The sequence below is a fragment of the Bacillus cereus group sp. N24 genome, assembly GCF_016483345.1.
Taxonomy (GTDB): domain Bacteria; phylum Bacillota; class Bacilli; order Bacillales; family Bacillaceae_G; genus Bacillus_A; species Bacillus_A toyonensis.
Genome location: NZ_JAEHCA010000017.1, coordinates 12376 through 31479, shown reverse-complemented (window position 1 = coordinate 31479; position 19104 = coordinate 12376). Strand labels below are relative to the sequence as shown.

Genomic DNA, 19104 nt, shown 5'->3' with positions numbered 1-19104 from the left:
TTGCGACTCTTTCCTATCTATTCCACACCTTTATATGCTTCCATATAAATTTCTTTCAACTCTGAAATGAGCGGTAATTTCGGATTAGCTGTTGTACATTGGTCTTCAAAAGCCCGTTCTGCTAATACTCCAACAACCTCTTCAAATTTCTCTTTATCGACTCCTTGCCCCATAATACTCATATTAATATTCAAGCTTTTTCCAAGCTCAATAATTGCTTGGACAAGTGATTCCACCCCTTCTGCTGCCGAACTTGCTGGAAGCCCGAGCATTCTCGCTATATGTGCATATCTTTCATCTGCCACAAAGTACTCATATTTTGGGAACAATGCGTGTTTTCTTGGCTTAATAGCATTATAGCGGACTACGTGCGGCATTAGAATGGCATTTGCGCGTCCGTGCGGAATATGGAATTCTGGTCCAATCTTATGTGCTAAGCTGTGATTAATACCGAGGAAAGCATTTGCAAATGCCATCCCTGCAATTGCAGAAGCGTTATGCATTTTTTCTCTTGCTTCTTCATCATTTCCATCTTTATATGCTCTCGGTAAATATTTGAATACGAGATCAATAGCTTTTAATGCTAATCCATCTGTATAGTCATTTGCCATAACAGACACATACGCCTCAATTGCATGTGTTAAAACATCCATACCAGTATCTGCTGTTACATGTGGTGGTACTGTCATTACAAATTGCGGATCAACAATCGCTACATCTGGTGTTAATTCATAATCTGCAAGCGGATACTTTATATTATTTTTCTTATCTGTAATAACCGCAAATGGTGTCACTTCTGACCCTGTTCCTGATGTTGTTGGAATGGCAACAAACTGCGCTTTATTTCCTAATTCCGGATATTTACATGTACGTTTTCTTATATCTAAAAATTTCTGTTTAATGCCATAGAATGATGTTTCTGGATGCTCATAGAATAACCACATCCCTTTTGCCGCATCCATAGCTGAACCGCCACCAAGTGCAATAATTACATCAGGCTTAAAGCTTCTCATCATTTCCGCACCTTTAAAAACAGTTTCATCTGACGGATCTGGCTCGACCTCAAAGAACACTTCAACTTTCACATCATTTGCATGCTTACGTAAATAGTGCGTAACTGTGTCTACATAGCCGTGCTCAACCATTCCTGGATCCGTTACAATAAATGCGCGTGAAATGTTAGGCATATTTGCTAAATACGCCGTAGCATGTTTTTCAAAATAAATTTTTGGTGGCAACTTGAACCACTGCATATTCTTTTTTCTATTTGCCAGCCTTTTTATATTTAATAAATGAGTCGCTGTTACGTTTTGAGAAACTGAGTTTTTCCCATATGAACCACAACCAAGTGTAAGCGATGGAATAAACCCATTATATATATCACCTATTCCGCCTTGAGATGAAGGTGCATTTACAATAAGACGGCAAGCTTTCATACGTAAACCAAATTGTTTTTGTACTTCTTTATTTGTAGAATGAATGACTGCTGAATGCCCTAAACCTCCAAGATTCAACATTTCTTCGCAATATGTAAATCCTTCTTCTAATGAATTCGTTTTTACACAAGCTAATACTGGGCTCAGTTTCTCACGAGATAGTGGATACGCTGCCCCAATTCCTTTAATTTCAGCTACAAGTATTTTTGTATGTTCAGGCACAGTAATCCCAACTAATTCGGCAATATACTGTGCAGATTTCCCTACAATATCACTATTTACTGCACATGTATTTTCATTTATAACGAGCTTTTCTAATTTCTTTCTCTCTTCCTCTGTTACAAAGTAACAATTATTTGCAATCATTTCTGTTTTAACATCATCATAAATTTCTTTATCGATAATGATTGCCTGTTCCGATGCACAAATCATACCGTTATCAAATGTTTTCGATAAAATTAAATCATTAGCAGCTCGTTTTACATGTGCTGATTTCTCTATATAACACGGTACATTACCAGGACCTACACCTAGTGCTGGTTTACCAGTAGAATAAGCCGATTTCACCATACCAGCGCCTCCAGTTGCTAGAACGAGTGCGATACCATCATGGTTCATTAATTGTTTCGTCGCTTCGACAGATGGTCTTTCAATCCATTGAATACAATGCTTTGGCGCACCCGCCTTCACCGCTGCATCATATACTGTTTTGGCCGCTGCAACGGAACAATTTTGTGCAGAAGGATGAAATGCGAAAATAATTGGATTTCTCGTTTTTATCGCGATTAATGCTTTAAACATTGTTGTTGACGTTGGATTCGTTACTGGCGTTACTCCAGCTACTACACCGACTGGTTCCGCAATTTCTATTATTTCTTCATGAGGATCTTCATGAATAACTCCTACCGTTTTATCTTGCTTTATACTATGCCAAATATATTCAGTGGCAAAAATATTTTTTATGCATTTGTCTTCATAGACACCACGGCCTGTTTCTTCAACAGCCAATTTTGCAAGCGACATATGTTGATCAACACCTGCTAGTGCCATTTCATGAACAATGTTGTCAATCTGTTCTTGTGTAAAACTTTCTAATGCTTGTAAAGCTTCTTGACCGTTATTTACTAACGTATCAATCATCTCTTTTACCTCTTGCATTTCATTTACAACTTTCTCTTTGACTACCATGTAAATTTCCTCCTATTCTGTTATCACGGTCTTTATAAGTCCCTATAGGTCATAAGAAGTCCCGATTAGCGAAAAAAAATAGAGTTACCGTCCTACATGAATCCCATTGTTTGTGAAATATTTCACAAGTTTATTCGTGAATAACATTTCATGAATTCAATATACATGAAATCATTTCATTTGTGTATGTATAATTTGTGAAACATTTCACAAATTACATAATAAAAATGCACTGCTCCACATTAGCAGTGCATTTTTATTATGCTAGCGCTTGTGCTAAATCTTCAATTAAATCTTCACCATCTTCAATTCCGACAGAGATACGAATTAATGTATCTGTAATTCCTAATTCTTTACGACGATCTGCTGGGATTGATGCATGTGTCATTTGAGATGGGATAGAAATTAAACTTTCGACTGCTCCTAGGCTTTCAGCAAGTGTAAAGTATTGCAGTTTCTCAAGTACTTTATTTAATGTTTCCTCACTATCTACATCAAATGAGATGATAGCACCAAATCCGTTTGCTTGTTCTGTTGCTAATTCATGGTTTTGATGTGATTCAAGGCCTGGATAATATACTTTATTTACTTTTGGATGATTATTTAAGAATTCAGCAATTGCGCGTGAATTCGTTTCATGTTCTTCCATACGAATTCCTAACGTTTTTAAACCGCGAAGTAGTAAGAAGCTATCTTGTGGTCCAAGAATACCTCCCGTTGAGTTTTGTACAAAGTGAAGGTCTTCTGCTAGTTGTGGGCTATTTACCACTACTAGACCTGCAACTACGTCACTATGACCTCCTAAATATTTCGTTGCACTATGAAGTACAATGTCTGCTCCTAAAGAAATCGGCGACTGCCAATATGGCGTCATGAATGTATTATCAATAATTGTTAATAAATCTTTCTCTTTAGCAAGAGTAGATATTTTCTTAATATCAGTAATTTTTAGTAGTGGATTCGTTGGTGTTTCCACATAGATCGCTTTCGTATTTGGACGAATTGCTTCTACAACTTCCTCTAAGTTTGTTGTATCTACAAATGTATGCTCAATACCGAAGCGGTTTAATACTTTCGTAATAACACGATACGTTCCCCCATAAACATCATCTGTTAAAATAACGTGATCACCTTTTGAGAACAACATAATTGTTGCTGTAATAGCAGCCATTCCCGAACCAAATGCAAATCCAGCATGACCGTTTTCTAATACGGCAATCATTTCTTCTAAAGCTGCTCGTGTTGGGTTGCCTGTACGTGAATATTCATATCCTTGATGCTTACCAACTGCTTCTTGTTTATACGTACTTGTTTGATAAATCGGTACGTTTACAGATCCAGTTGAAGGTTCTCCTATGCGAATACCATGAATTAACTTTGTCTTTGCTCTCATTTTTTATTCCCATCCTTTGTATATGTCTTTACTTAAATAGCGCTCACTACTATCAGGAAAAATCGTTACAATATTTGTACCTGGTGTTGCTTTCTCTGCCTCCAGTAAACTTGCATGAAATGCTGCTCCTGAAGAGCTCCCAACTAAAAGTCCTTCTTTTTGCGCTAATTCTTTTACTCGTAAAAATGCATTTCGATCAGAAATCGTATGAATTTCATCAAAATAAGATGTTTTCAAAAATGGTGGAATGAATTCAAGACCAATTCCTTCTGTTTCATGTGAACCAGCTTTACCACCATTTAAAATAGATCCTTCTGGTTCTACAATAACTGTTTTAATATCTATATTTTTTTCTTTCAAATAAGATGCAGTTCCCATGAATGTACCGCCGGTTCCTGCTCCAGCAACAAATATGTTAATCTCTCCATTCAATGCATTCCAAAGTTCAGGACCTAATGTTTTGAAATAAGCACGTGGGTTTGCTTCATTCGCAAACTGACTTGGAGAGTATGAATTCGGTATTTCATTTACTAACTCTTTTGCTTTTGCAATTGCTCCGGTCATTCCTTGCTCAGTCGGTGTATGCACGACTGTTGCGCCTAGCGCTTTCATTAATTCTTGTTTCTCAATACTAAATTTCTCTGGTACACAAACAATAACGCGTAAATCATGTTGTAACGCTGCAAGTGCCAGTCCAATACCAGTATTCCCAGCAGTCGGTTCAATAATTGTTCCACCCTGCGTGACAAGCCCTTTTTCTAGCGCGTCTTCGATTAATTCTCTTCCTAAACGATCCTTAACGCTTCCACCTGGGTTATAAAATTCAAGCTTCGCAAATAAACGGACCCCTTCTGGAAGTGAAAACCGAGTAATTTCTACAATTGGTGTATGACCAATTAACTCATGAACTCCACGATATACATTCATCGTGTTCTCCCCCTTATTTGCCAATAAAGAAAAGGCAACTGTATGTATTTTCTTTATATGAGACAGTTGCCTTTTTGTTACATTACTTTAACTCTTCTAGTACTTTTACGATAAAGTTTGTAGAATGAAGGGCTGCTTGATCTAAAAATTGATCAAATGAAACATTTGATTCTTTACCAGCAATATCGGAAAGTGCGCGGATGATAACAAACGGAACTTCGTATTGGTGGCACACTTGTGCAACAGCTGCCGCTTCCATTTCTACTGCATAAAGATTTTCAAATTTATCACGAATTGCTGCAACGCGGTTCGGATCACTCATAAATGAATCACCTGTTGCAATCATACCTTTTACAACTTGAATATTCTCTTCAGCTTGCATACATTTCTCAGCTAATGCAACTAATGCCTCATCAGCTTTAAATCCAGGTGGCATTCCTGGTACTTGACCATATTCATAGTTAAATGCTGTTACATCTACGTCATGGTGACGAACTTCTGTTGAAATAACTACATCTCCAACATTTAGAGAATGATGGAATCCACCAGCTGAACCAGTATTAATTACTTTTTCAGGCTTATATTTTTCTAATAAAATTGTCGTTGACATCGCTGCATTTACTTTACCAATACCAGACTTTAACAAGATTACTTCATGTCCTGCTAATAGTCCTTTCGTAAATTCACAACCCGCAACCGTTTCTGTTTCTGCTTGTTCTAATTTGTCACGTAAAATACGTACTTCTTCTTCCATTGCTCCAATTACAGCAATTCTCAATCTAATCCCTCTTTCTATTGCTTAGTTGCCTCCATTACCCAAACGAAATGATTTAATCTCGTAAACGTTACATGGAAGCCATTGTTTTCAAATATAGTCTGCATGATCGGAATACGTGTATAGTATTCCGTTTGCAAATCGTTTGCTAACTGGTGAAAACCTCTTTGTTTTGCTGTTTCAACAGTTTTATCATATGCATCTTGATCTGCAAATATCGTATCAGCAAACACTATTTTACCACCTTTGTTTAGCAATTGACTATACTTCGCAACAGCTACATTTTTTTCATCATCTGTTAAATGATGAAATGCATAGGTGCTTACAATGGTATCAACTGAATTCGGAACTTCAAACGAAAGAAAATCACCTTCTGTAATAGAAAATTCCTTTGGCAATTTCTCTTTTGCAATCATACGCATTTCACGCGACGGTTCTATACCGTAAACTGTACGACCGGCAAGTAATAATTTGTTTGTTAAATTGCCAGTACCAACACCAAATTCTAATACGTTACCAAATGACTTGTTAACTACATCCTCTAAAATGTCCTCATAATGGGCGAAAACTTCTTTATATTGTATATCTTCGCCTTGTACGAATGAGTCGTACGTATGAGCCCACTCATCAAATAAACCATTAAATTCTGTGCCCATAAAAATTCCCCTTTTTCTTATCGGTTTTATCAGTATGATATTCCCTCTTTCTAAAAATGTCAATTGAAATGCACATGGTATTTCCTTCTTTTCTTTGTTACACTGTAGTTGATTACATAGGAGAGGGGGCATCTTCATGTCATTTACCTTTGAAATGTTAGAAGATAAAATAGAATTTTTTGAAGCGGGAGACTTAGCTTCCTTAGAAAGAAAAATTAGTGAACAAATTGATAATAATAAAGCACTTATGCTTGAAGTTCATCACATCTCGCATCAAATGGTTATGGATCCCGAAAGCAAAAGACCGTATTACAGCGCGGTTGTTCATTTTAAATTAAAGAAATTACGCTAACTAAAAAAGAGAAGCTCCTAGGAGCTTCTCTTTTTTAGTTTAGAGTTTGAACAAGCACTGGTTTCCAGCCCTCATTTTCTACCCAATCAATATTTACATAATATTTTTTACCTGATTGCTTATCTTGTACGTTGCCGTAAGCTTTATTCTTACCGTTATTTCCGATTCTATGAATAACTAATTGCTCTACCGGAACGTCAATTGCAGCGGAAATCGCTTGATTCATCTCATTCCAATCTGCTGTACCTTTGTTAAACGTCATCGCAGGTGTTGCACCTTGCTCTGTACCTACTGGCTTCCAAGAAGGTTTCGTATAAGCATCTGTTGCCTTTGGCTGTGTTTTTTCAGCTGCTACTTTCTCATTAGCTTTCGCTTCTTCTTCAGCTTTTTGCTTTTCTTCTTCAGCCTTTTGCTTCTCTTCTTCTTCCTTCTTCTTAGCCTCTGCCTTCTCTTGTTCGTCCTTCTTCGTCTCTTCTTTACCTTTAGCTTTCTCAGCTTTATTTTCTTTTGTTGTTTGCTGAGCTACCTTTTTATCATTAGAAGACGCTTGCTCTTTTGTGTCAGGAACGAACAATTGATATGCTACAATAGCTACTGCCACTAATACAATAGCGATTGCAATATTTAAAACACCGTTTTGACGACGTTTTTGTTGTTTCTGTTGGAATCTAGATCCTCCTGCCATTCTTCAAACCTCCATGCAGTTTTTCATACTTGCTATTGTAACATTAAATCTAGAAAGGTTGAACATTTACAATAATATTTTCATGAAATGAAAACATTTCACTATGAATTGCAAGATTACTTTTCATTCTCTAATCGATGGATTTCTTCTACGATATCTTTGAAAATGGATGTGACTTTATTTACACTGCTATCCGTTTCTATATCAACGACAACTAAAGCATATCTTGGATTTTCATATGGAAAATAACCTGCAAACCAGCGATTGACCTTCATCCCTTTTCCTGTTTGTGCTGTCCCAGATTTTCCAGCGACACTTAGTGGCAACGACCTGAATACTGCTCCTGTTCCTTTCTCTGTTGTTACAACACCTCTTAATAACTCTTGTAATGTTTTTACTGTTTCATAAGAAAGCTGTTTTCCATTTAATTTATGGTTTTCAAATGTAAAAAAGTCACTTCCATTTTTATACACTATTTTTTTAACAGCTTTCACTTCCATTTTTTCTCCATTCCTAGCAATCGTCGCCATCATATTAGCGATTGCTAGAGGTGATATACGTACATCTTTCTGTCCAATTGCTGTTTGCGCTACCGCTTTCTTACTAGTCTTATTTTCCTCACTCCCCCAGATAATAGCACTCTTCTCCTCTGGCATTTGCTCGAAACGCGATGTATGAAATACCGAACCGTTCCAACCAACCTTTCCAACTGCTCCTAAAGCCGCTACGTACGTTTCTAACACCATCTTATCCTTTTGTATTAGCTCGTTACCTAACTGTGAGAATGCCCTGTTACAGCTTCTAGCAAAGCTCCCTTTAAAACTAAGTGTTCCCATCAAAACTTGTGGGTCGTTTTCACCATATAAATCTTTATTACAATTAAATGTGCGATTCAATACATTTATATTTTGATCAATCGCTGCCGCTGCAACTACTGTTTTAAAGACAGAACCAGGAAAATGCGGTGTTAACATTTGATTTTCAAGTGTAGCTTTATATAATCTTTCGTTTTTAACCTGTAAAGATGGTTTGCTAACCATCGCTAGTATTTCATTTGTTTTTACATCAAGTAATACTAATCCCCCTTTCTTTATTTTACTTTTTTCAATTGTCTCTTCTGCTTCTTGCTGCAACTCTTTATGTAAAGTAGTTTGAATTGTAACTGGATAAAATGGATTTCCTGGCGAAGTGTATTTCGCCTGTTTTCCAAAAATCGGTTCTCCTTGCCGGTCCACTTGATACAATACTTTTGCCTCTCCATCAGTTAATAAAAATTCATCAAAAGATTGCTGTAATCCGGAAATACCAATTGGCGTTTGTTTTGAAATTTTTTCTACTTCTCCATATCGCTTTTGGAATTCTCGTTCATTCTCCCCCACTTCACCCACTAAATGATTTGTCCCTCCAGTTTGTTTTAATCGAACTTCAGCCGCTACAATGCCCAATACATTTAATTGATTAATCTTCTCCATCTGCTCTCGTACTAAAGGAAATGGCTCATTTCCTCTTTGGAGTATAAATGCATTTTTTTTATCTTTCATTTGTATTTTGATCTCTTGTCTCGACACACCAATGATATGCGCAATTTTCTTTAACATGTCATTTTTTATTTGTAAAAAAGGAAAAATAATTAAAACTGGGTATTTCTCTTCACCAATTTCTTTATCATTCCGATCTGTAAAATGTCCTCTTCCATTATCTACTGTAAGTGATTGTGTTCGTTGCGTAACGCTTCTTTCGATTAAATTGATATTTCGATCAGTAAAAGATTCAGTATCTATAATCTGTATTTGGAGTAAACGACAAAGTAATAAAAACATCACACATATAAAACAAATTAAAACAACTGTAATTCTCCGTCTTATTTTCATAAAAAAAACACCTCGTCTATTATAGTTTGGACGAGGTGTTTAACCTTTTATACAAATAAAAAAACCACTCGTTTTTACACGAGTGATTTTTATTATTTAACAGAGATAATCTCTACTTGCATTTCTCCGCCTGGCGTTTGAATTGCTACCTTCTCACCAATTTGCTTACCTAATAAGCTCTTTGCGATTGGAGAATCGTTAGAAATTCTTCCTTCGAATGGGTCAGCTTCCGCGCTACCTACGATTGTGTAAGCTTCTTCATCTCCATTTGGTAATTCTTTAAATGTTACTGTTTTACCTAATGTAACGACAGTAGATTCTTCGCCATTATCTTCGATGATAACTGCGTTACGAATCATGTTTTCTAATTGTGTAATACGTCCTTCTACGAACGCTTGCTCATCTTTCGCTGCATCGTACTCAGAGTTCTCAGAAAGATCGCCGAAGCTACGCGCGATTTTAATACGCTCTACTACTTCTTTACGTCTTACTGTTTTTAATTGCTCAACTTCGTTCTCTAATTTTTGCTTACCCTCTTGCGTCATAGGGTATGTTTTTTCTGTTGACATATTTTCCACTCCTTTTATATACCAATCCCCCGAAAAAAGAGGAGTTCCATATGAAAACTCCTCCGCTTCCATTGTTAGCGGAGGTTTCTAGTACCCTTGCACTAGCGGAGTTGTCACATACAACCCCGTATTTCCAATTCTTCTTTTAAAGAAGATATGTATGGAAAGTTGATATAAATATGCCCTCACCTATATATAGATGAGGTTGCATGCTTCATTGTATTCGATAGGAAGGGAAAAAATCCCTTCCTATCGTATATCTTTTACTATGCTATTACAAATTTACTTTTTGTTCAAGAATTGTTGCAATTTTTGTCACCATAATATCAATTGCAACATGGTTTTGTCCACCTTCAGGGATAATAATATCCGCAAATTTCTTAGAAGGCTCAATAAATTGATTGTGCATTGGACGCACAACAGTTACGTATTGATCAATAACTGAATCCATCGTACGACCGCGCTCTTTAATATCACGCTGCATGCGGCGCAGGATACGAAGATCTGCATCTGTATCAACGAATAACTTAATGTCCATCAACTCACAAAGACGTGGGTCTTCTAAAATAAGAATTCCTTCTAAAATGATTACATCTTTCGGCTCAACTGGAATAATTTCTTCTGAACGCGTATGCAATGTATAGTCATATACAGGCTTATCAATTTGCTCATATGCAAGCAACTGCTGCAAATGTTCAATTAACAGATCATTATCAAACGCAAGCGGATGATCATAATTTGTTTTTAAACGCTCTTCCATCGGTAAATGGCTTTGATCTTTGTAATAATAATCTTGCTCCAAGATTAAAATGGAATGACCTTTAAAATGGTCAAAAATCGCTTTCGTTACACTTGTTTTTCCTGATCCTGAACCACCAGCGATTCCAATTACAACAGGCTTATTCGTCCCCATTCGACTACCACTCTTTCTTATTGAAGTATGTTTTTGCGCATCATATTATTCACATACACTGGTTGATCCACTTTGAATTTCACGATTTGCAACGGATGTCTCGCTGCATCTAATTCGTTTCCATCCTCATCCCAAATTTTCTCCACCGTCTGCGTAAAGTTTTCTATTTCTGGTCCAAAGAACTCCACTTCATGTCCTGGTTTGAAGTGATTACGTTGCTCAAGCGTTACGATGCCCGTTTCTTCATTATAATCTAACACTAAACCAGCAAAATCATACGTTGTTTTCTTACTATGATTTCCAAACATTTGCTCTTGATGTCCTGGAACCCCTTCAAAGAATGCAGGAGCTGTATCACGATTTGCACATTTATCAAGCTCATCTAACCATTCTTGTTTAAACTCAAAGTTATCCGGATCCGCACAATACGCATCAATTACTTTGCGATATACAGTTGCTACAGTCGCTACGTAATGGATAGATTTCATACGTCCTTCAACTTTTAAGCTATCAATTCCAATTTCAATCATTTTCGGAATTGACAAGATTAAATTTAAATCTTTTGGACTCATCGCAAAGTGAGCATCTTCTTCTTGGAATAAAGGAAGCTCTTTTGCATCTTTATGTTGTGATACCGTTTGAACTAAGTCATAGTCCCAGCGACAAGATTGACAACAACCACCACGGTTAGAGTCACGCGCTGTCATATGGTTACTTAATGTACATCTTCCTGAATATGCGATACACATTGCACCATGGACGAATGCTTCAATTTCAATGTCCACTTTGTCTTTAATTTCTTTCATTTCTTCATAGCTTGCTTCACGAGCTAATACAAGACGATGTAAACCTTCTTCTTTCCAATACTGTGCTGCTTTCCAGTTGGATAGCGATTGTTGTGTACTTAAATGCACCTCAACAGAAGGCGCTACACGTTTACACGTCTCAATAATAAGCGGATCTGCAACGATAATTCCCGTTACACCAGCTTTTTCAATCCCTTTTAAATATTCCTCTAGCCCGTCCATATTTTCATTATGTGCGAAAATATTTGTTGTTACGTATATTTTCGCTCCATATTTCTTTGCAAATTCAACGCCTTCTGCCATATCTTCTAGCGTAAAGTTACCTGCATTAGAACGAAGACCAAATTCTTGTCCACCTAAATATACAGCATCTGCCCCATAATGGATAGCTACTTTTAATTTTTCTAAGTTACCCGCAGGGATTAACAGTTCAGGTTTCTTCACAATAACGCGCTTGCCATCGATCACTCGTGAAATTTCTTGTACAGTCATTTCCTACACCCTCCTCGTTTAGTAAACCGTTTCTTTAAAGAAGAATCCTGTATCTAATGGACGATTTACTGGTTGCATTTCTTCTATTTCTTTATATAGATCATCTTTCACGTGATAATACGCATCACGATCTTCCACACACAAATCAATCGCTTGACGATATTTCTTCGTTACTTCAATAATGTATTCAGAGCTTTTTAGTACACCATCGATTTTTAAGCTATCAACTTCAGCCTCGATTAGTTCCTCTAATTCATCGATGAAACAAATATCATTCGGACTCATAATGTGAGTACCATTTTCATCTTCATAAATTGGATATTTATTGTTACGCTCTGGGTCATATAAAAACATATTCTCTTCATATTTTTTCTTTTCAATGTCAAGATTACGTCCTTGATACTCAAAGTAGTTTCCTACTAACGAACGCTTCGATTGGAACATACAAGTCATACCGTGAATTTGCACTTCAAGTTCCACTTCAGCATTTTCTTTTAAATCAACAATTTCATCTAAGCTAAGCTCACGAGCTAATACAGCACGCTTCGCTCCTCTTTGACCCCAGTAGTTACAAGTGAACCAATTTGTTGCTGTCGTTTCTGTATTCCAGTGCAGTTGCATATTTGGTGCTACTTCGCGAACAGCCATTAATACCGCTGGATCTCCGAAGACAATTGCATCTACATGTACTTCGTTTAAAAATGCAACGTAATCTGTTAATTCTTCTACTTTATCATTATGGAACATAGCATTCATTGCTACGTATACTTTCACACCATTTTCATGTGCAATTTTAACAGATTTTTTTACATCTTCACGTGAAAATTCCCCTGCTAAACGTAAACCAAACTTTTGTTCACCGATCATTACTGCATCTGCTCCTGCTTTCGCAAGAGGTTCGATATCCGCCACCGCTCTTGGCGTTACTAACAATTCAGGTTTCTTCATACCTTGGTCACCCTCTCTTTTTACTAACAGCTACTCCATCTCCAATTGGGAAAATCGTTGTATCATATCCTTCATGGTTCATAAGCCATTCATTGTACGTCTTAATACGACGGATTAAACCACGTGTACGTCTATTTTCAATTTTCTCTTTTGTCGTTACAAGACCATGGTACATAACATTATCTGAAATAATTACGCCACCAGGGTTTAATAACGGTTCATATAAGTCAAAAAAGCGACGATATTGTCCTTTTGCTGCATCAATAAAAATAACGTCAAATGTTCCGTGTTCTTTTACTTGTTCACCCGTCTCTAACGCATCACCGTATATAACTGAAATACGTTCTTTTACTGGGGAACGTTCTATATATTCAAGTGCTTTTTCATATCGTTCACGATTGCGCTCAACTGTCACAATACGTGAATTTGGAATAGCTTGCATCATACGAATACTAGAATAGCCAATTGCTGTACCAAGCTCTAAAATGCTTTTCGGTCCAATTAAACGTAAAAATTGCAGCATAAATTCCATTCCAAGTCGATCCATAATCGGCACATGATTTTCTGTTGCATATTCTTCCATTTCAAGAATTAATTTATCTTTTGGATCAATAAATGATAATAGGTACTCGTTAACTGCATCCTCCATAAATGGTCCTCCTTATTTACATGGAGAAGTGCCTCTATGACGTCTTTTCACACATAGAATGCAATAAAAATACAAGCCAGCTTTACCCTTAGCTTGTACGTCCCGTTTTGATATTAAAAACGATTCTTCTGCCAGTTTTTAACCCGATACATTTTACCACAAAAAAGAGGGATGTGCGACCTTTTTCGCTATCCCTCCCCATTTCACTGTTTTTTCGTAATATATTTTTGCTTTAATGCATTATGCTCTTCTAATGTTTTCGCATAGTACACTTCACCACTTGGTGCAGCTAAGAAATAATAATAATCTGTTTGCGCAGGTTCTAACGCAGCTTCCACTGAATGTTTACCAGAGTTCGCAATCGGTCCAACTGGTAATCCTTTCACAACATACGTATTATACGGTGAATTCACCTTTAAATCCTCGTATAATACACGTTGCTTATGCTTTCCAAGCGCGTATAATACCGTTGGATCTGTTTGAAGCGGCATACCTTTTGCTAAGCGATTATAAAAGACACTAGAAATTTTTTGGCGATCTGTAAAACCAGTCGCCTCTTCTTCAATCAGTGAAGACAATGTTAAAAGCTGATGAACATCCCAGTTCTTCGCTTTCATTTTCGCCTCGTTTTGAACAATGATTGCATTTGTTTTCTCAAGCATTGGAATTACGATTTCTTCTAGCGTTGTATCTTTCTTATAGAACGAATACGTCGCAGGATATAAATACCCTTCTAATGGGTATTTAATATTACTATCAAAGATTTTATCCGTTAATAACTTCGGATACTTTTGCTGCATTTTTTGAATAAATGCTTTATCGTTTAATTGACGCGTAACATCATCTTTATTCCACTTTAATTCACTCGCAACCGTTTCTGCAATTTCAGTTACTTGCGCTCCTTCTTTTATCGTCACTTTATACAGAGCTGGACGATGTACATTGCCAGATGACATTTGTTCAATGACATCTGAGGCACTCATTGAAGGATTTAATAAATATGTACCAGCTTGTAAGTTTTTTGATTTAGCCTTTGTATAAAAGCTAAAAACTGTACCGTTTTTCACAGCACCCTTTTCTTCTAAAATTTCACCAATTTTACTAGTAGATGATCCTTTCGGAATTTCTACTTCAATCTCTTTTTTATTCCCGCTATCAACTGGTCCTAATGCCGATGAAATATACGCATAGACTGAACCACAAACTAAAAGCAGTGCAATAATCGAAAATAAAAAAATGCGTCTACGCTTCTTTTTCACTTGATTCTCTATCAAAACTCTTCCTCCTTATTCAATTGTAGGCCATATGTACGTCTTTCTATACAACACGATGAAAAATCACAATAAACTTACCTATCATTTTTTGACAGATATTTTATTTTTCTACAATCCGTCTCATTATACTACAAAGGATTACACAGTTTCGACAAAAAATCTTTCATTTTACATATAAAAAAAGATGGACTATATATCGTCCATCTTCTCAGCACTTATTATTCAGCTTCTTGCTCATCAGCTAGAGTGTTGAACATTTCTTGTACCATTTCCCACTCTTCTTCAGATTCGATTGGAAGTAAAGTTCCGCCCTCTTCTTCATTTTGCTCATAAGCCATTGCATCATAAATTTGGTCTCCATCTTCGTCTACTTCACCGATTGGAGAGAAGACTACATATGATTTTTTGCCAAATTTTTCAGCATCAAAAGTGAAAACAATCTCACATAAATGTTCGTTACCTTTTTCGTCTACAATTGTAATTTGATTTTCTTCCATTTTGGTCACCTCTTATTTACTATCTAAAAATCCTTGTAAGATTACGACTGCAGCCATCTTATCGATTACTTGCTTTCGCTTCTTACGGCTTACATCAGCTGAAATGAGTAGACGCTCCGCCGCCATCGTCGACAAACGCTCGTCCCACATTACAACGTCTAATTGTAACAGCTCTCGTAGGTTTTCTGCAAATTGCTGGCACGCTTCACCACGTGGGCCAATTGTACCATTCATATTTTTAGGTAAACCTACTACTATTTTGTCCACATTGTACTGCTTTACTAACTCAGAAATACGGTCAAAACCAAAGTGACCTCGTTCTTCGTTAATCTTGATTGTTTCCAATCCTTGTGCTGTCCAGCCCATTTCGTCGCTCATTGCAACTCCGACTGTTTTTGTACCTACATCTAAACCTAATATCCGCATAAACTACTCCTCACGATGATGTTTCAAGTAAGACTTCACAAGCTCTTCAATTATCTCATCACGTTCAAGTTTGCGAACGATGCTTCGTGCATCTTTATGGCGAGGTATGTATGCTGGATCTCCACTTAATAAATAACCGACGATTTGGTTAATCGGATTATAGCCTTTTTCTTGAAGTGCATCATACACAGTTAAAAGTACATCATTTACATGGACACTCTGTTTTTCATCTTGAATGCTAAACTTCATTGTTTTATCAAAACCGTCCATTTCAAGCACCTCACTTATATAGTAAGTATAGGGAGAAGAACTTCTCCTCTCCCTACCATTGTACACTACTATCTCTTTATTTTGAAACAGATTTAACGTACTCTTGTACAAATGCTAAAGCTTCTTCAACTTGTGCTGGGTTTTTACCGCCCGCTTGAGCCATATCAGGACGGCCACCACCGCCACCGCCGCAACGAGAAGCTACTTCTTTCACAAGTTTACCAGCATGGTAACCTTGGCTAATTAAATCTTTCGTTACGCCAGCTAAAATGTTTACTTTATCGTCATTTACAGACACTAATACAACAACTGCAGACTCTAATTTATTTTTAAGGTCATCCATCATCGTACGTAAGTTGTTCATATCTGCAACATTTACTTTCGCTGCTAATACGTTTACGCCATCAACTGTCATTACTGAATCAGTTAAGTTTCCAGCTTCGATATTGCTTAATTTTGCAGCAAGGGATTCATTTTCTTTTTGAAGTTGTTTCACTTCAGCAAATAAGCCATCAACTCTCGTTAAAATATCTTTCGGATTTGTTTTCATTTTTCCTGCTGCTTCTTTTAATAAACCTACTTGATCGTTCATTAATTCGTATGCAGACTTACCAGTTACCGCCTCAATACGACGAGTTCCTGCACCGATACCAGACTCAGCAACGATTTTGAAAATACCGATAGAAGCTGTGTTATCAACGTGACAACCACCGCAAAGCTCTAAGCTGTAATCGCCTACTTGTACAACGCGTACAACATCACCGTATTTTTCACCGAATAATGCCATTGCACCCATTTCTTTCGCTTCTTCGATTGATTTTTGAGAAATCTCAACGTTAATACTTTCCCAAATTTTCTCGTTTACGATACGCTCAATTTTTTCTAATTCGTCAGCTTGTACTTGACCGAAGTGAGAGAAGTCAAAGCGTAAACGTTCAGAAGTTACAAGAGAACCTGCTTGGTTAACATGCGTTCCAAGTACATCTTTTAACGCTTGGTGTAGTAAGTGAGTTGCTGTATGGTTTTTCACAACGCTACTACGGTTTTTCGTATCGATAACAGCTTTTACAGCCGCACCTTTCGTTAATGTACCTTCTTCCACAACTACTTTGTGTAAGTTTTGACCATTTGGTGCTTTTTGTACATCTTTTACAACAACTTTCACGCCATCAGCAAGAAGGTAACCACGGTCTGCAATTTGTCCGCCGCTCTCAGCATAGAATGGTGTTACATCAAGCATTAACTGTCCTTCTTCACCTGCTTGTAAGCTATCTGTATACTCACCGTTTTTCACAAGTGCAACAATGTTACTTTCTGTTGCAACTGTACCGTAACCAACGAATTCGCTCGCTACTTTAACTTCACCAAGTACACCGCCTTGAACTTGCATAGAATCAACGTCTTGACGAGCAGCACGTGCACGCTCACGTTGTTTTTCCATTTCAGCTTCAAAACCTTTATGGTCAACTGTCATACCAGCTTCTTCTGCATATTCTTCTGTTAATTCAATTGGGAAACCGTACGTGTCGTATAAACGGAACGCATCTACGCCAGAAATAACAGTTGTTTTTTCTTCTTTCGCTTTTGCAATAACTTCAGCTAAAATTGCTTCACCATCATGAAGTGTTTCGTGGAAGCGTTCTTCTTCATTTTTCACAACTTTTGCGATGAAATCTTTCTTTTCCAGTACTTCTGGATAGAAGTCTTTCATTACTTCTCCAACAACCGGTACTAATTCAAACATGAATGGACGGTTGATGTTTAATTTCTTAGAATAACGAACAGCACGACGTAATAAACGACGTAATACATAACCACGGCCTTCGTTAGATGGAAGAGCACCGTCACCAACAGCGAATGTTACTGTACGAATATGGTCAGCAATGACTTTAAACGCCATATCTTTTTCTAAGTCTCCATTACGATACTTCTCACCAGAAATTGATTCTGTTGCACCAATCATTGGCATGAATAGATCCGTATCAAAGTTCGTAGGTACATCTTGAACGATAGATGTCATACGCTCTAGACCCATCCCTGTATCAATGTTCTTCTTAGGAAGTGGTGTATATGAACCGTCTGGATTATGGTTAAATTGAGAGAATACAAGGTTCCATACTTCTAAGTAACGCTCGTTTTCTCCGCCCGGATATAATTCTGGGTCACTAAAGTCATTACCGTAAGCTTCCCCGCGATCATAGAAAATCTCTGTATTCGGTCCACTTGGTCCTTCACCGATATCCCAGAAGTTTTCTTCTAAGCGGATGATGCGCTCTTTTGGAACACCCATTTTCTCATTCCAAATTGTAAATGCTTCTTCATCTTCCGGATGGATTGTAACTGATAGTAATTCTTTATCGAATCCAATCCACTTGTCGCTCGTTAAAAATTCCCAAGCCCAAGTAATTGCTTCTTCTTTGAAGTAATCACCGATTGAGAAGTTCCCTAACATTTCAAAGAATGTATGGTGACGAGCTGTTTTCCCTACGTTTTCAATATCGTTTGTACGAATTGATTTTTGAGCATTTGTAATACGTGGATTTTGCGGGATTACGCGTCCATCAAAATATTTTTTTAATGTTGCTACACCACTGTTAATCCATAGAAGAGATGGATCTTCATGTGGAACTAGTGATGCACTAGGTTCTACTGCATGTCCTTTTTCTTGGAAAAAGTCTAAAAACATTTGACGAATTTGTGCGCCTGTTAGTTGTTTCATTGTATTTTCCTCCTTAAATATAAAAAACTCCCGCCCCTATAAAAGGGACGAGAGTTAACTCGCGATACCACCCTAATTATGAATTGATTATTATAACAATCAATTCATCACCTCATGGTGCCGTAACGTGGCAAGACGGCAGTGATTAGCTGCTCTCAGGATTAGCTTTCTGTTACCCTTCATTTAAAGCTCCTTTCAGCCAGTGGAAGCTTCTCTCTACAAATGGACTGTAACGTACTTGTTCCGTCATTGATTTAA

The 19104-nt window shown here is 37.2% G+C and carries 18 protein-coding genes and 1 other annotated feature (1 of these 19 only partly in view); of the genes, 1 reads left to right on the top strand and 17 read right to left on the bottom strand.

Annotated elements, in window-relative coordinates; all coding sequences use genetic code 11:
* Positions 1-17: 17 nt before the first annotated feature.
* From adhE to JDS95_RS21295, 5 genes are all read right to left on the bottom strand, one after another.
* The gene (gene adhE / locus JDS95_RS21315) at positions 18-2624 is read right to left on the bottom strand and encodes a bifunctional acetaldehyde-CoA/alcohol dehydrogenase (protein ID WP_199690775.1); all 2607 of its coding nucleotides are present in this window, start codon (positions 2622-2624) and stop codon (positions 18-20) included.
* 259 nt (positions 2625-2883) lie between these two features.
* Complete coding sequence (locus JDS95_RS21310; protein ID WP_001201921.1) at positions 2884-4017, bottom strand: bifunctional cystathionine gamma-lyase/homocysteine desulfhydrase; 1134 nt, start codon at positions 4015-4017, stop codon at positions 2884-2886.
* 3 nt (positions 4018-4020) lie between these two features.
* A complete protein-coding gene (locus JDS95_RS21305) occupies positions 4021-4944 on the bottom strand; it encodes an O-acetylserine dependent cystathionine beta-synthase (RefSeq protein WP_001103871.1) in 924 nt (307 codons plus the stop codon).
* Between the two features lie 82 nt (positions 4945-5026).
* Positions 5027-5722, bottom strand: coding sequence for a 5'-methylthioadenosine/S-adenosylhomocysteine nucleosidase (mtnN, locus tag JDS95_RS21300; RefSeq protein ID WP_001217025.1), 696 nt, complete (start codon positions 5720-5722; stop codon positions 5027-5029).
* A 14-nt stretch (positions 5723-5736) separates the two neighbouring features.
* On the bottom strand, positions 5737-6375 hold the full coding sequence (locus JDS95_RS21295) for a class I SAM-dependent DNA methyltransferase (RefSeq protein WP_000536326.1): 639 nt from the start codon (positions 6373-6375) through the stop codon (positions 5737-5739).
* Positions 6376-6511: 136 nt separating this feature from the next.
* Here JDS95_RS21295 and JDS95_RS21290 point away from each other — a divergent pair, with 136 nt between their 5' ends.
* A complete protein-coding gene (locus JDS95_RS21290) occupies positions 6512-6727 on the top strand; it encodes a YrzA family protein (protein WP_000010979.1) in 216 nt (71 codons plus the stop codon).
* Positions 6728-6761: 34 nt separating this feature from the next.
* Here JDS95_RS21290 and JDS95_RS21285 read toward each other — a convergent pair whose 3' ends face one another.
* The 12 genes from JDS95_RS21285 to alaS all read right to left on the bottom strand — a co-directional run bounded on the left by JDS95_RS21285 (position 6762) and on the right by alaS (position 18846).
* The gene (locus JDS95_RS21285; protein WP_000897105.1) at positions 6762-7412 is read right to left on the bottom strand and encodes a YrrS family protein; all 651 of its coding nucleotides are present in this window, start codon (positions 7410-7412) and stop codon (positions 6762-6764) included.
* A gap of 116 nt (positions 7413-7528) precedes the next feature.
* Positions 7529-9283, bottom strand: a complete 1755-nt coding sequence (locus tag JDS95_RS21280; protein WP_199690774.1) for a peptidoglycan D,D-transpeptidase FtsI family protein — start codon at positions 9281-9283, stop codon at positions 7529-7531.
* Positions 9284-9375: 92 nt separating this feature from the next.
* The gene (gene greA, locus JDS95_RS21275; protein WP_000102593.1) at positions 9376-9852 is read right to left on the bottom strand and encodes a transcription elongation factor GreA; all 477 of its coding nucleotides are present in this window, start codon (positions 9850-9852) and stop codon (positions 9376-9378) included.
* Between the two features lie 274 nt (positions 9853-10126).
* Positions 10127-10765 (bottom strand): uridine kinase, encoded by a 639-nt coding sequence (gene udk / locus JDS95_RS21270; RefSeq protein ID WP_000537080.1) that lies wholly within the window; start codon positions 10763-10765, stop codon positions 10127-10129.
* 17 nt (positions 10766-10782) lie between these two features.
* Positions 10783-12063: a peptidase U32 family protein gene (locus tag JDS95_RS21265; RefSeq protein ID WP_000217960.1), complete on the bottom strand. Its 1281-nt coding sequence runs from the start codon at positions 12061-12063 to the stop codon at positions 10783-10785.
* An 18-nt stretch (positions 12064-12081) separates the two neighbouring features.
* A complete protein-coding gene (locus JDS95_RS21260; protein ID WP_000742798.1) occupies positions 12082-13011 on the bottom strand; it encodes a peptidase U32 family protein in 930 nt (309 codons plus the stop codon).
* 7 nt (positions 13012-13018) lie between these two features.
* A complete protein-coding gene (locus tag JDS95_RS21255; protein WP_000389100.1) occupies positions 13019-13660 on the bottom strand; it encodes an O-methyltransferase in 642 nt (213 codons plus the stop codon).
* A 203-nt stretch (positions 13661-13863) separates the two neighbouring features.
* The gene (gene mltG / locus JDS95_RS21250) at positions 13864-14934 is read right to left on the bottom strand and encodes an endolytic transglycosylase MltG (RefSeq protein WP_000572128.1); all 1071 of its coding nucleotides are present in this window, start codon (positions 14932-14934) and stop codon (positions 13864-13866) included.
* A gap of 218 nt (positions 14935-15152) precedes the next feature.
* On the bottom strand, positions 15153-15431 hold the full coding sequence (locus JDS95_RS21245) for a DUF1292 domain-containing protein (protein ID WP_000392249.1): 279 nt from the start codon (positions 15429-15431) through the stop codon (positions 15153-15155).
* 12 nt (positions 15432-15443) lie between these two features.
* Complete coding sequence (ruvX, locus tag JDS95_RS21240) at positions 15444-15857, bottom strand: Holliday junction resolvase RuvX (RefSeq protein ID WP_001221202.1); 414 nt, start codon at positions 15855-15857, stop codon at positions 15444-15446.
* Positions 15858-15860: 3 nt separating this feature from the next.
* Positions 15861-16127, bottom strand: a complete 267-nt coding sequence (locus JDS95_RS21235) for an IreB family regulatory phosphoprotein (RefSeq protein ID WP_000348591.1) — start codon at positions 16125-16127, stop codon at positions 15861-15863.
* Positions 16128-16203: 76 nt separating this feature from the next.
* Positions 16204-18846, bottom strand: coding sequence for an alanine--tRNA ligase (alaS, locus tag JDS95_RS21230; protein WP_000811807.1), 2643 nt, complete (start codon positions 18844-18846; stop codon positions 16204-16206).
* A gap of 40 nt (positions 18847-18886) precedes the next feature.
* Positions 18887-19104, bottom strand: a binding site (T-box leader); it runs 1 nt beyond the window's last position.

Bases quoted from the DNA above. Each gene is read 5' to 3' on its own strand.
- JDS95_RS21260 (WP_000742798.1), bottom strand. From the start codon at position 13,011: ATGAAGAAACCTGAATTGTTAGTAACGCCAAGAGCGGTGGCGGATATC.
- greA (WP_000102593.1), bottom strand. From the start codon at position 9,852: ATGTCAACAGAAAAAACATACCCTATGACGCAAGAGGGTAAGCAAAAA.
- JDS95_RS21290 (WP_000010979.1), top strand. From the start codon at position 6,512: ATGTCATTTACCTTTGAAATGTTAGAAGATAAAATAGAATTTTTTGAA.
- JDS95_RS21295 (WP_000536326.1), bottom strand. From the start codon at position 6,375: ATGGGCACAGAATTTAATGGTTTATTTGATGAGTGGGCTCATACGTAC.
- JDS95_RS21305 (WP_001103871.1), bottom strand. From the start codon at position 4,944: ATGAATGTATATCGTGGAGTTCATGAGTTAATTGGTCATACACCAATT.
- ruvX (WP_001221202.1), bottom strand. From the start codon at position 15,857: ATGCGGATATTAGGTTTAGATGTAGGTACAAAAACAGTCGGAGTTGCA.
- JDS95_RS21280 (WP_199690774.1), bottom strand. From the start codon at position 9,283: ATGAAAATAAGACGGAGAATTACAGTTGTTTTAATTTGTTTTATATGT.
- alaS (WP_000811807.1), bottom strand. From the start codon at position 18,846: ATGAAACAACTAACAGGCGCACAAATTCGTCAAATGTTTTTAGACTTT.
- JDS95_RS21265 (WP_000217960.1), bottom strand. From the start codon at position 12,063: ATGACTGTACAAGAAATTTCACGAGTGATCGATGGCAAGCGCGTTATT.
- JDS95_RS21255 (WP_000389100.1), bottom strand. From the start codon at position 13,660: ATGGAGGATGCAGTTAACGAGTACCTATTATCATTTATTGATCCAAAA.
- adhE (WP_199690775.1), bottom strand. From the start codon at position 2,624: ATGGTAGTCAAAGAGAAAGTTGTAAATGAAATGCAAGAGGTAAAAGAG.
- udk (WP_000537080.1), bottom strand. From the start codon at position 10,765: ATGGGGACGAATAAGCCTGTTGTAATTGGAATCGCTGGTGGTTCAGGA.
- JDS95_RS21245 (WP_000392249.1), bottom strand. From the start codon at position 15,431: ATGGAAGAAAATCAAATTACAATTGTAGACGAAAAAGGTAACGAACAT.
- JDS95_RS21285 (WP_000897105.1), bottom strand. From the start codon at position 7,412: ATGGCAGGAGGATCTAGATTCCAACAGAAACAACAAAAACGTCGTCAA.
- JDS95_RS21235 (WP_000348591.1), bottom strand. From the start codon at position 16,127: ATGGACGGTTTTGATAAAACAATGAAGTTTAGCATTCAAGATGAAAAA.
- JDS95_RS21310 (WP_001201921.1), bottom strand. From the start codon at position 4,017: ATGAGAGCAAAGACAAAGTTAATTCATGGTATTCGCATAGGAGAACCT.